Here is a 13,247-nt window from a genome sequence, read left to right on the forward strand (position 1 = left end):
TATACTTATTGAAATTATAAACAAGGGAATTAATTTATGAAAAATGAGAAGACGAACAGTTACAACGAGTCCTCTCCAAAGAAGAAAAAACGAAGAGTAGGGGCATTATGGATTGCTCCTATTTTTCTTTTATGTGCGACCTTAATTGTTTTTACTGTGGCTTGTCGTCCTTACATTGATTTTGCTTTTTCGATGGCTAGAATGTTTTTAGTGGATGAACGTATCGAATATAATGGTGAAACAATAACTACCGCACAGGGAGAATTTCCTTCTTTTGGTGAGGAGTTTGGAAAAATTACAATTGATAAAATTGGGGTAGTCTCACCCATTTTCCAGGGAGATGTTGAAGCAATACTGAGTAAAGGTGCTGGCCATTTTTATGGCTCCGCACTGCCGGGAGAAGGCTCCAACGTGGTGATCAGTGCCCATCGAAACACTCAGTTTACACGTTTAGGAGAGTTGGTGCCGGGAGATGTTGTTACCCTCGATACCACTGCCGGAAAATTTGTCTACGAAATGCAGGATTCCGTTATTTTTCCGGATTATGATGAACAATATATTTTATCAACACCCGGCGAGGTATTAACGCTTCTAACCTGTTATCCTTTTGATTTTATCGGGGCAGCTCCTGACCGATATATTGTCCGCTGTCAATTAATTAGCGGACCAGAAAATGCGTGGGGTGGGGTGTAAGATGATCGATATAAAAGATGTTTTTCGAATAATCATTTCGTTTTTTCTGGGGATTGTATTGATATTTTTCCAGGCTGTTTTGTTTTTGGATTTTATCCTTTTGAATCCAATTTCTTATTACGAGTATGTAAACATACCAGCATATTATGAAAAACTAAGGGATCAAATTGATTTTGGTTTAGAAGAAGTTGGCCGTTTTACCAATCTTCCTGGCGATGTGATTACTGCATCGGTTAAGGATGTGGAAATAAAAGACTTTACTCAAACAGCAGTATCGGAAATGATTGCCTTTCTGCGAGGCGATATTAATGATTACACATTGAGATATGATACTACAGCGATTAAAAATAATCTTGAAAGCTATACCCAAAATTATGCAGCTCAAAGAAATCAACCCTATACCCAGGAACTGGCGAAGCAGGTTGATGAAATTGCAAAAATGTCGGGAGAACGCATTGAAACGTATACGATGATCATTGATCCGGCATTGCTGAAACAAGTTGGTATGGATAAAAAGATTCAAAGCGTTTTTAGTAAAATGAGATTTATGGAAATGACGTTGGCTGGATTAATGCTTCTTTTAGTGTTCATTCTTTGGCTGATGAACAAACATCATCGGATGAGAACGCTCTGGTGGACAGGATCGTCATTGATGGTTAGCTCAATTGTTTTATTGATTCCGGGTATTACGATTGAACTTATGAATATCTCAGAACGCATTGGTCTAACAGACAACTATATTACATGGGTTTTAGAACGATCCATTGATTCAACAATTATCAAATGGAATTTAATGCAACTTATTTTTCTAGCATTTGGAGTGTTATTGATGATAAGTTATTTTATGTATCGGCGCAGAAAAATACTCTTGCAAAGAAACAGAGAAGCAATGAAAGAAGTATATTGAAAACAAAAATTCATCGTTAATATTTCGATAATGTTTTATCCAGGAAATGACTTCCGAATCACACGGAAGTCATTTCTTTTTTTATTTTAAAGCATGGGTTGGAATCTCAAGTGCTGGGATCAATATTAACCGACTGGGACAAAGATACTATTCATTTAATAAATATTATGATATAATAAAAAAAAATCTTTTAAAGAAGAGAATCAATTTAAAACTTCAGAATGGTAGATGAATGAAAAAAAAGTTTGCACACTTGCATGTACATAGTGAATATAGTTTGTTGGATGGCTTTGGTCGAATTAATAGTCTTGCAAAAGGGGCTGCAGAACAGGGAATGGATAGTTTAGCATTAACTGATCACGGTGTTCTTTTTGGTGCAATCGATTTTTATAAAGCCTGTCTTAAAGAAAAAATTCATCCTGTTATCGGCTGCGAAGTCTATATTTCACCTCGAGGTCTGGATCAAAAAGATGCTCAGCTTGATAAAAGCCGTGCTCATCTTATTTTGTTGGCAGAAAATAATATTGGGTATAAAAATCTTATGAAAATAGTATCCAAAGGCTTTATTGATGGATTCTATTATAAACCAAGGGTCGATCATGCTTATCTTAGGGAAAACAGCGAAGGTATTATCTGCCTGTCGGCATGTATTGCCGGAGAGATTCCCAAGCTGATTTTAAAAAATGATATGGAAGCGGCTGCTCTTTTATGTCAGGAATATCAGGAAATATTTGGTAAAGATAACTTCTATTTAGAGATTCAGGATCATCGCCTTCGGGAAGAGGCTTTGGTGAATGAACGCATGATTCAAATTTCTAAGAAATATAATATTCCTTTGGTGGCAACCAATGATGTTCATTATATAAAAAAAGAAGATTCTGAAAATCATGATATTCTATTATGTATACAAACAGCGGCAACCGTCCATGAAGAGAAGCGGATGCGTTTTCCGAACAATGAATTTTATCTTAAAAGCCCGGAAGAAATGTCAAAGCTGTTTGTGGATGTTCCCGAAGCTATTGAAAACACCAATCGAATTGCGAACCGGTGTCAGGTAACCTTTGATCTTGAAAAAAATCACATGCCTATATTTGAATTGCCGATGGGAGAAAACGCTAAAGATTATTTAAGAATGCTTTGTCTGCAGGGCATTGAAAAAAAATATCCGAAAGCATTGCCTGAGATAATGGCGCGACTGGAATATGAGCTGGAAGTCATCCACTCCATGGGATTTGATGATTATTTCCTGATTGTTTGGGATTTTATTAAATATGCCAAGGATCATCATATTATGGTGGGACCTGGCAGAGGTAGTGCCGCCGGAAGCATCGTAGCTTATGGTTTGGATATTACCACCGTGGATCCGTTAAAATATCAACTTATTTTTGAGCGGTTTCTCAATCCCGAGCGTGTCACAATGCCGGATATTGATGTCGATTTTTGCTATGAACGTCGTCAGGAAGTTATTGATTATGTGGTGAATAAATACGGTGATGATCGGGTTGCTCAGATTATTACGTTTGGAACCATGGCGGCTCGAGGGGCCATCCGGGATGTGGGTCGAGCCCTTGACATGCCCTATAATGCGGTGGATCGGGTGGCCAAAGAAATACCCATTCATCCGGGCGCAAATGTGACCATTGCCGGTGCCATGGAAGAAAACCCGGAACTGAAAAAAATGGCGGAAACTGATGATAATGTAGCACGGCTGTTAAAAACCGCTCAATCCATAGAAGGATTATCACGCCATGCTTCCACTCATGCGGCAGGGGTTGTTATTTCGGATCTACCGTTGGTGGAATACATCCCGCTTTATCGTAATAATGACATTATTACTACTCAATTTCCCATGGGCCTGCTAGAAGATCTTGGCCTTTTGAAAATGGATTTCCTGGGTTTACGAACCCTCACAGTCATTCGCGATGCATTGGAAAATATCGAGATTTCAAGCGGCAAAAATATCAATCTGGACGATCTGGAAATGAATGATGTCAACGTTTTTGAAATGTTGTCAAAAGGAGATACCCTGGGGGTGTTTCAACTAGAAAGTCGGGGGATGCAGCAATTTATCAAGGAGCTTCAGCCGGAGAATTTTGAGGATATTATTGCGGGAATTTCCTTATACCGTCCGGGACCAATGGAGCAAATTCCCCGATACATTGAAAATAAAAAAAATCCAACATCGATTCCCTACCACCATCCGATCTTAGAACCAATTCTTGATGTAACCTATGGCTGCATGGTTTATCAGGAACAGGTTATGCAAATATTTAGGGATGTAGCTGGATTTTCCATGGGACGAAGCGATTTAGTCCGTCGTGCCATGTCAAAGAAAAAAGGCGATGTGATGGCGGCTGAAGGATATGTATTTGTCCATGGGGAAGTGGATGAACATGGAAATATTCTGGTGGAGGGCGCGATTCGCCGGGGTGTTTCTGAAGCAGTGGCAGAAAAAATTTACGAAGAAATGAAGGATTTTGCAAAATACGCCTTTAATAAATCTCATGCTGCGGCCTACGCTGTTATTGCTTATCAAACAGCCTGGTTAAAATGTCATTATCCCACCGAATTTATGGCAGCCCTCATGTCCAGTATTATGGATGATGAAAAAAAGGTAGCGAAATACATAGAGGATTGTCGAAAAATCGGCATCCATGTGTTGCCGCCAAGTGTGAATGCCAGCTATGAAAAATTCAGTGTTTCCGGGACTTCGATTTGTTTTGGATTAGGTGCGGTCAAGGGGCTCGGAAAAAATGCTATTGCTGCAATCATTGATGCCAGAAAAAAACAGGGGAATTTCAAAAGTCTTCGGGATTTTTGTGAAGGCGTTGATCTGAAGTCTCTGAATAGACGAGGAATTGAAAGCCTTATTAAAGGTGGAGCCTTTGATTTTATCGGCACCAGCCGAGCACAAATGCTGGCTAATGCAGAAATGACAGTGGATCAGGTTCAACGGGAGAAAAAGGATCGCATCGCCGGACAGATGTCACTTCTTGATATGAGCGGCCTTGGAAATTCTCAGGCAATGACCATACTGAAAGAAGAGCATTTCCCCAAAAGAGAACCTTTTTCAAAGGAAGAACGCTTAGCTTTGGAAAAAGAGGTGTTGGGTCTTTATGTTACCGGACATCCCCTTGAAAAATTTGAAGAGCTTCTGAAAAATACGGTGACTCTTTTTTCAAATACCATGGACAGTTATCAAGATCTCAAAGATGCCGGCATCAAAGACGGGCAACAGGTAAGCATTGGCGGATTGATTTTAGAATTAAAAACCATGATGACCAAAAAAGGTCAGATGATGTGCTTTGTGACTCTTGAGGACTTATACGGCCGAATTGAAGTGGTAGTTTTTCCAAAAACCTATGATGACTATCGGCGGTATCTCAAGCAGGATCAACCAGTCATCATTAAAGGGCGAATCAATTATAATGAGGAATCCAATACCTCGGTGATTGCCTCGCAAATTTATCCGATCGGTCAGCCAACCGAGAAATCTCAAAGATTTCAGGTTGAAGAAGCCAAAGGAAAGTATAATAATGATGAAATAAAAAAAAACGAAAAGAAAATAATCCTGACATTTGCAGATTTAACCGAGAAGCCCTTGATAAAATTGGTGAAAACTGTTTTAATAAAATACCCGGGTAAAGTTCCGGTGGTATTGTTTTTTAAAAAAGAGAATAATCGCTTTGGTGCCAGTAAAGAATTATGGGTAACAATAAATGATGCACTTATCTTAGAATTAAGCCAAATATTAGGAAAACAAAACGTGGAGGTAACATAAAAATGCGTATTGGAGTATTAACCAGCGGAGGCGATGCACCGGGAATGAATGCGGCTATTCGCGCTGTTGTTCGAACGGCGATTTTCAATAAAATTGAAGTCTATGGAATTAATCGTGGGTATGCCGGTTTATTGGAAAAAGATATCTCACCACTTAATGTTTATTCAGTAGCTGATATTTTGCAGCGAGGCGGTACTATTCTCAGAACCTCACGCAGTGATTTTTTTGCAACCGAGGCAGGAGTCAAGCAGGGCGCCGCAGTGCTGGAAGAATATGGTATTGAGCACCTTATTATTATTGGCGGTGATGGGAGCCTAATGGGTGCTTTAGCTCTGCAGAAATTGGGGGTTAGTGTCATCGGAATTCCCGGAACCATTGATAACGATTTGGGTTGCAGTGATTATACCATAGGCTTTGATACCGCAGTGACTACGGCATTGGATGCCATAAGCAAGATCAGAGATACTACCTACTCCCATAATCGGATCAATGTGGTTCAGGTTATGGGTCGAAAATGCGGGGATATTGCTCTATTTTCAGGGTTGGCCGGCGGAGCTGAAGCCTTGATTCTGCCAGAGGTTGAAACAGACCTCGATGGGATTTGCCGGCGACTCCTGATTGGAAAAGACCGCGGGAAACTCCATAGTATTGTGATGTTGGCAGAAGGCTGTGGCAATTATCGCGATTATTGTGTAAAAATAGAAGAACTTACCCAGGTGACTACAAAGGGAACGAATTTGGGTTACATTCAAAGAGGCGGATCACCCTCGAACATGGACCGGAATTTGGCATGTTTTATGGGATATAATGCCATCCAAGCCATCGTTAAAAAAGAAACCGGAAGTGTGATGGTGCAACGATTAGGTGGATATTTAGGGATACCCCTTGAAGAAGCTATTCAAATGAAGAAAATATTCCGTCAGGACATTTACGATATCGCAATGGTCTTGTCCATTTAATTTAGAGATAAAATTTTAAATATAGAAAAGAGGTAGAAAATGAAAAAAACAAAGATTGTCTGCACACTGGGACCGGCAGCAGATACTAAGGAAATATTAAGAGAACTTATTCTCAATGGAATGAATGTTGCCCGGCTGAATTTTTCCCACGGAAGTCACGAAGAGCATGCGGCAAGAATTCAGCGTATAAAAGAAGTGCGTAAAGAATTGGGAATTCCGGTGGCTATTATGTTGGATACCAAAGGACCGGAAATTAGAACCGGAGAATTAGCCCAGGGTAAGGTTAACCTGGAGGCAGGAAAAAATGTTGTTCTGACAACGGAAACGATTTCTGGTGATGAAAATCGTTTTAGTATTTCTTATGATAAGCTTCCCGGTGAAGTTTCTGTGGGAAGTCGAATTCTCATTGATGACGGTCTCATTCAGCTGGAAGTTGAGGAGACTAAAGGAACTGAAATTAATTGTAAAATTTTAAACGGAGGAAGCCTTGGAAGCCGGAAAAGCATTAACCTTCCTGGTGTGAAGATTGAACTGCCTGCTTTAACAGAAAAAGATCGATCAGATATTATTTTTGGAATTAAGCAAAAGGTCGACTTTGTTGCCGCGTCTTTCGTCAGAAAACCTCAGGATGTGCTGGAAATAAGAAAAGTGTTGGAGCGCAATGGCGGTGACCGAATTCATATTATCTCAAAAATAGAAAACCGCGAAGGGGTTCAAAAAATTGATCGGATTCTTGCTGTATCCGATGGGATTATGGTTGCCCGCGGTGATTTGGGGGTAGAAATACCGGCTGAAGAAGTACCCCTGGTCCAAAAAAGCATAATCAGAAAATGCAATCTTATTGGGAAACCTGTTATAACCGCAACCCAGATGTTGGACTCGATGATGCGTAATCCCCGTCCAACCCGGGCCGAGGTTGGCGACGTTGCCAATGCGGTATTTGATGGTACCGATGCGGTGATGCTTTCCGGAGAAACAGCGGCAGGGTCTTATCCCATTGAATCCGTAAAAACCATGTGTAATATTGTTGTTAAAAGTGAAAATTCAGAGGAATATGAACGTCGAAAAAAACCAGAGCATGGAGAATTGACCATTACCAATGCGGTGAGTGAAGGTGCCTGCCAGATTGCGGACCAGCTGAATGCTAAAACGATTATTGCTGCCACATCATCAGGCCACACACCACGGATGATTTCTAAGTATCGTCCCGATTGCAGCATTATAGCCGTAACCGATAAGGTATCAACGGTTCGTCGGCTTGCCTTGGTTTGGGGTGTCCACTGTATCTATACTCCTGCGTTTGGGGATACCGATAGTATGATTTTAGATGCTGTTAAAAAAGCGGTTGAACAGAAATATGTTGAAAGCGGAGATATTGCCATTGTCTGTGCAGGTGTGCCACTGGGTGTTCAGGGAAATACCAATATTATTAAAGTGCATACCGTTGGTAATGCGATTATCTATGGTGTGGGGATTGGGAAGAGGCCGGTCACCAGTTATGCAAAAATTATCACAGCTGCCAATACCAATGAATTTAAGGATGGTGATATTCTAGTCGTTAAGTCACTGACAAATGATATCAGTCACATCCTTCATTTGGCAGCGGCTATTATTACCGAGGAAAGTGGTTTAAGTTCTGAAGGCGCCATTGCCGGACTTCATTATGATATCCCTGTCATTGTTGCTGTTGATAAGGCTCTTGAAATCATTGAACATGGCAAGTTGATCTCAGTGGATCCCAAGCGTGGGGTTGTGTATCAGGGGCGGGTGCAAATGGTTTAATCATCTTCAATGGATAAACCCGTTAACCAATGGATTAAGGTGAAAACTATGATACACAAAAGGAGCTGGTCATTAATGATCAGCTCCTTTTGTGCGGTATTATTCAATAGTATAGTTTACTTGATAAGTCTGTGAAAGGATGCTGTCATTTCCAGAGATGATATCAGCGGCATTTTTTTCAACTGAAAAATAAAGATTCGGTTTGAAAGGATGACACATCACCCGGGAATTAAGTTTCAATGGTGCCGTGATCTGTAATGGGTTTTCTCCATCTGAATTCATAATCCAGATGGATTGATATTGGGAATTAAAACTGGGAGAATATTTGGTAAAAATTATTTTTTCACCGTTGGGCGTAAAGCTTCCCGTTCCAAAATTACCTGTTGCGACTATTTTCGAGGTAGCAGTTTCAGCTGTCCAAATGCTTATATTCTGATTGTTCATCGCATTCTCGACAAAAATAATTTGATTGTTGATATCATTAACATCGAAATTGGTGACGTTCTCCGCTAAAAGATTGGGGATAAGTTCAAGAGTGCCAGTTTTTATTTCAGCGTAATAAAGGTTCGTTTTTTCTTCATTTGCCGGATCATAAGCGATGAATGCAACGGCATTATTCTCTTTCATAAAGTCCACTGAAAGAATATTGTAATTCCGGAAGGTAGAGTAAACTTGACGGTCGCCTTGATTGTCGGCAATAACAATATTGTTATTGTTGTTGATATAAACCACTTGATCGGATTCTCCAATTCCAAAATACTTGACAACATTTTCTTCGGGAAGCGAAATAATTCGAGTGCTGTCTTTATTGATATCTGCCCACAAGAGTTGGCTTCCAGATTTTCCCGATAGGGGATCATTCATTTTTTCAACATAGTAAATACCGGTGTCGGAAGTATCAAAAAGTGCTGTTAGGTCACGCTTTTCAGAACTTATAAAAGGAGACAGCTCTTGGGTATCGGTATTGTAGAAATCAATACTAAATGGGGCTTTAGAGTTCTTGTCATTCAGAACAATTAGAGAATTACCATTTGAAGTAATGTCCTGAACAATCCCGGGACAGAGGATGCGATAGGAATCAATCGTTATTTTAGGGGTGGATTGTGATTTTGATGGAACCCCTTCCTGAAGCACCACCGGTACATTCCTGGGAATAAACAAACTTTGGCAACCGCTGAGAAACAATGCAATCAGCATAACAAAGACGAGTGAAATGCATTTAGTCAATAACTTTTTCATCAGCTTCACCTCCGTAAATAAGAACAGAAAGAATGGGAATTGTTACAATAATATTGGTACCCTCGCCAACCTGACTGACAATTTCAATTTTTCCATCATGCTTTTCAACAATTTGTTTAACAATATAAAGACCCAGTCCTGAACCCCCTTCATCAGATCCCCGGGAGCGATCTTCTTCAACCCGGTAAAAAGCATTGAAAATACGCTTTTGCTCAATTTCAGAAATTCCCGGTCCGTAATCTCGAATGGAAACAACAATATGGTCATCTTCAATGGCTGAGATAACATCAATAATGTCACCGCTGTTGGAATATTTAATGGCATTATGAATGATATTAATAAAGACCTGTTGGAGGCGGTCATAATCACCGAGAACTTCAGGCAACTCATCAGAGCGGTAGTTAATCATTACATCGGACTGGCTGGCTTTAATTTGCATTTGTTCAACCACCTCAGAAAGCAGCAGAACAATATTCAGATTTGTTTTCTTAAAATCAAATTCGGCCTTATCAAATTTATTAACGCTGAGCAAATCATCCACCAGACGCAAAAGCCGGTGGCCTTCCCGGTTGATGGTGTTGAGTGAGCGGTTCACAATTTCAGGATCATCCACCTTTCTTCGTGTCAGCATATCCGTATAGCCAATAATGGTGGTTAAGGGAGTTCTTAATTCATGGGAGACACTGCTGATGAACTTCCGCTGCTCCTCTTGAATATGACGGGCAGAGGTCATATTTCGAATAATGATCATGTAGTTTTCTTCAAAACCCTTTTCTCTGATCGGACTGCCAATAAGCAGTAAGTTCCGGTCATTGCAGTCTATTTCTTCAGAAATGTGGGCTTTCCCGTTTTTCAGGCTATCAAAGATATCCCGCAGGAAGGATTGATATTCAAAGTCATAAATGGTTTTAGGATTGCTGACATTAAAGTATGTCTTGATATAACTGTTGGAGGTAATGATATTACCGTTTTTATCAATGGCCAAAAGACCATCATCAATGGAAGCCAATACCCCGGCTAAACGCTTGCGTTCAGATTCCAATTGAAGAATAACATTATTAATATTGGTGATCATCCCATTAAATGCCTGGGTCAATTCCCCAATTTCATCCATGTGTTTGTAGTGGATGGTAAGATTATAATTTCCATTATTTATTTCTCCAGATATTTTTGTTAAATCCTTGATGGGCTGAATAAAGTGTTTTGAGTAGGATACGGTCACTAAAATAACCATTGAAAGCCCAAGTAGTCCGCCAATGGAAAGTAAGATGCTGGCAATACGTAGAAAGATATCCATTTCGACCAAAGGATAAACAAATCCGATGTACCCTAGAATGCGATCATCGATATTTATTGGTGCCACATAATAAACGATACTGGCATCGTTTATGGATTTCAATGTAAAAATTGGCGCTGCCTGAGCCTGGGAAAGACTGAGCTCAGTGACAAGAGTGTTAGTGTCACTGAGCTCAACAGAATCTCCTAGAATCAAGCCGTTTGAATCAAAAATCAAAACTCGATTATCTTCTGTTTGGGAAATGCTTTTACTGAAAAAAAGGCCATCGGAAATCAATTGATTTTCCAGTGAGTCAGTATTTTCCGGGTTTTTCAGCTCCTGCTCCATATATAGGGTGGCATTCTGGGTCATTTCCAGCAGCTTGTCTTTTGATTGATTGATATAGTAGTAGGAGGTTCCTTGAAACATGCAAAATACAATAATCAAAAATGCAAAAGCAAAAAGAACGATGTTGTAAATGATCATTCGATTTCGATAGCTTAGTTGCATTAGAGTTTCCTCATTTTATATCCAATTCCGAAAACAGTTTGTATGTACTTGTTGCCAAGGGTATCAATTTTCCGTCGAATCCTTTGAACATGCATATCAACGGTTCGGGTGTCGCCATAATAATCATAACCCCAAATTTTTTCTAAAAGTACATCCCGTGGAAAAACCTGTTCCAAATTTGAGGCCAGAAGGAAAAGCAGTTCAAATTCTTTTGGGGTTAAGTGAATTTCCTGATCGTTGAGCATAACCATTCGTTCGTCTGAATAAATGCTCAGTTCCCCATTTTTAAGCAGTGTTTCCTGTTTTTTTGGTTCAATCGTAATGCTTGAACGTCTTAAATGGGCTTTAACGCGGGCTAATAGTTCCCGATTATCAAAAGGCTTTGTGATAAAATCATCGGCGCCCAGCTCTAAACCCAATACTTTGTCAATAATGTCGGTTTTGGCAGTGAGAAGGATAATCGGAACGCCTAATAAAGGGGCGAGCTCCCGACAGACATCATAGCCATTTTTCTTGGGCAGCATAATATCTAAAATAATCAGATCCGGCTGAGTGGCCATGGCCTTTTCCATGGCTTCCATGCCATCATAGGCTGTTTCAACTTGATAACCTTCAAATTCCAGTTCCAATTTTATTAAATCTACAATGGCCGCTTCATCATCAACCACAAGAATTTTTTCGTTCATTTTTAATACCTGCTTTCTAATTTTGATTGCATATTTGGATAATTATTATTTAAAACCAGAGATTGAGCTGTTCTTTGTTTTGAATGGCGCCTAAAACACGGTCATCCATATCCGGCATGGTTTTACGAAGTTCCTTAATCATGTTTTTTATATCCTCGCGTTTGGTAAAACCGTTGGCCGGACAAGTGCTTTGGATTACAGGAAGCTCTTTTATAATGGGGTTATTTAGGATATCCCGTTCCTTAACAAAAATTAAGGGGCGGATCACAGTGATATCCTTTCGATCAAGATAGGTCACCGGGGAAAAGGTATTAATCCGCCCTTCATAAAAGAGGCTGAGAAAAAAGGTTTCAATGGCATCATCAGCATGATGACCCAGTGCAATGGTCCGGCAGCCCCGCTCAATGGCCAGGTTATGGAGTGCACCACGCTTCATTCGGGCACACAGGGAACACGGGCTTTTTTCCTGTCGTTCTTCAAAAACAATGGGACCAATGGTTGTTTTTTTTATCGTGTAAGGGACATCAAGCTTTGCGCACAAATCCACTAATGGGCTGAAATCCATTCCCCCGAAGCCCATATCCAGGGTAATTCCTTCAAGTTCAAAAGGAACCGGGGAGAAGCTCTGGAAGCGTTTCATGGCAACTAAAAGTGCGGTGCTGTCTTTACCGCCGGAAAGACCAACGGCAATACAATCGCCGGGTTTTATCATGTCGTATTTTTCAATGCCCCGTCGCAGGGAGCCGAGAATTTTTTTCATAGTGATTTCTCCTGTGTCATCATTATCAGACACAATACTTGCCAAAAATACCCCAGAAGGATACAATATAAACTTGAGTAATGAGTCATCATTATTTTAACATTTAAATTGGAAGAATAAAAGGAGATTATCTTTATATGAAGGAAGCAATTATCAATTTATTAGCTTTTTTGCCAGATTGGCTTGAAATTATGATTATTTCAGCCATTCCCATTGTTGAATTACGAGGGGCGATTCCTTTGGCAATTCTGGGTTACCAGATGCCCTATTTTCAAGCATATCTGTTAGGTGTCATTGGAAGCCTTATTCCGGCTCCTTTCATTTTAATCTTTATTCCGGCGATCCTGAGATGGATGTCAGGTACCAGGGTCTTTGGAAAAATGGCGCGATGGATCATTGCCAAGGGCATGAAAAAATCAGAGAAACTGACCAAATACGAATTCTGGGGGCTCTTTCTCTTTGTCGCCATTCCCCTGCCGGGAACCGGAGTGTGGACCGGCTGTCTGGCCGCCTCCCTGATTGGTCTTGATTTCCGACGCAGTATGATTTCAGTGGCACTGGGTTCTGCGACTGCCGGGATTATTGTCACCGGTCTAGTGGCCGGAGGTATATTTCTGATTTAACCGGTTTGGTTTGAATTTAAATAGGATAAGG

Annotated in this window: 10 protein-coding genes; 6 read left to right on the forward strand and 4 right to left on the reverse strand. The window is 40.3% G+C overall.

Annotation, left to right across the window (positions count from 1 at the left end; all coding sequences use genetic code 11):
- Positions 1 to 36: 36 nt before the first annotated feature.
- From AKG39_RS03965 to pyk, 5 genes are all read left to right on the forward strand, one after another.
- Complete coding sequence (locus AKG39_RS03965) at positions 37 to 693, forward strand: class D sortase (protein ID WP_050739063.1); 657 nt, start codon at positions 37 to 39, stop codon at positions 691 to 693.
- 1 nt (position 694) lies between these two features.
- Positions 695 to 1,600 carry a hypothetical protein gene (locus tag AKG39_RS03970; RefSeq protein ID WP_050739064.1) on the forward strand — a complete coding sequence of 302 codons (906 nt, stop codon included), beginning with the start codon at positions 695 to 697 and terminating at the stop codon, positions 1,598 to 1,600.
- 232 nt (positions 1,601 to 1,832) lie between these two features.
- A complete protein-coding gene (locus AKG39_RS03975; RefSeq protein ID WP_050739065.1) occupies positions 1,833 to 5,381 on the forward strand; it encodes a DNA polymerase III subunit alpha in 3,549 nt (1,182 codons plus the stop codon).
- A gap of 2 nt (positions 5,382 to 5,383) precedes the next feature.
- Entirely contained in the window at positions 5,384 to 6,340 is a 957-nt protein-coding gene (locus AKG39_RS03980) for an ATP-dependent 6-phosphofructokinase (protein WP_050739066.1), read from the forward strand.
- Positions 6,341 to 6,379: 39 nt separating this feature from the next.
- The gene (gene pyk / locus AKG39_RS03985) at positions 6,380 to 8,122 is read left to right on the forward strand and encodes a pyruvate kinase (RefSeq protein ID WP_050739067.1); all 1,743 of its coding nucleotides are present in this window, start codon (positions 6,380 to 6,382) and stop codon (positions 8,120 to 8,122) included.
- Positions 8,123 to 8,221: 99 nt separating this feature from the next.
- Here the strand turns inward: pyk and AKG39_RS03990 are convergent, their stop codons facing one another.
- Genes AKG39_RS03990 through AKG39_RS04005 form a run of 4 tightly spaced genes read right to left on the reverse strand, consistent with a single transcriptional unit; the run spans position 8,222 to position 12,593 of the window.
- A complete protein-coding gene (locus AKG39_RS03990) occupies positions 8,222 to 9,361 on the reverse strand; it encodes a TolB-like translocation protein (protein WP_050739068.1) in 1,140 nt (379 codons plus the stop codon).
- Positions 9,342 to 11,147 (reverse strand): HAMP domain-containing sensor histidine kinase, encoded by a 1,806-nt coding sequence (locus AKG39_RS03995; protein ID WP_050739069.1) that lies wholly within the window; start codon positions 11,145 to 11,147, stop codon positions 9,342 to 9,344. Before AKG39_RS03995 ends, AKG39_RS03990 begins: the two co-directional genes overlap by 20 nt.
- A complete protein-coding gene (locus AKG39_RS04000; RefSeq protein WP_050739070.1) occupies positions 11,147 to 11,833 on the reverse strand; it encodes a response regulator transcription factor in 687 nt (228 codons plus the stop codon). Before AKG39_RS04000 ends, AKG39_RS03995 begins: the two co-directional genes overlap by 1 nt.
- A gap of 49 nt (positions 11,834 to 11,882) precedes the next feature.
- On the reverse strand, positions 11,883 to 12,593 hold the full coding sequence (locus AKG39_RS04005; protein WP_050739071.1) for a tRNA 2-thiocytidine biosynthesis TtcA family protein: 711 nt from the start codon (positions 12,591 to 12,593) through the stop codon (positions 11,883 to 11,885).
- A 137-nt stretch (positions 12,594 to 12,730) separates the two neighbouring features.
- Between AKG39_RS04005 and AKG39_RS04010 the strand changes: the two genes are divergently transcribed.
- A complete protein-coding gene (locus AKG39_RS04010) occupies positions 12,731 to 13,216 on the forward strand; it encodes a COG2426 family protein (protein ID WP_050739072.1) in 486 nt (161 codons plus the stop codon).
- Positions 13,217 to 13,247 lie beyond the last annotated feature (31 nt).

Origin of the sequence: Acetobacterium bakii (genome assembly GCF_001263355.1) — a bacterium.
Classification (GTDB): domain Bacteria; phylum Bacillota; class Clostridia; order Eubacteriales; family Eubacteriaceae; genus Acetobacterium; species Acetobacterium bakii.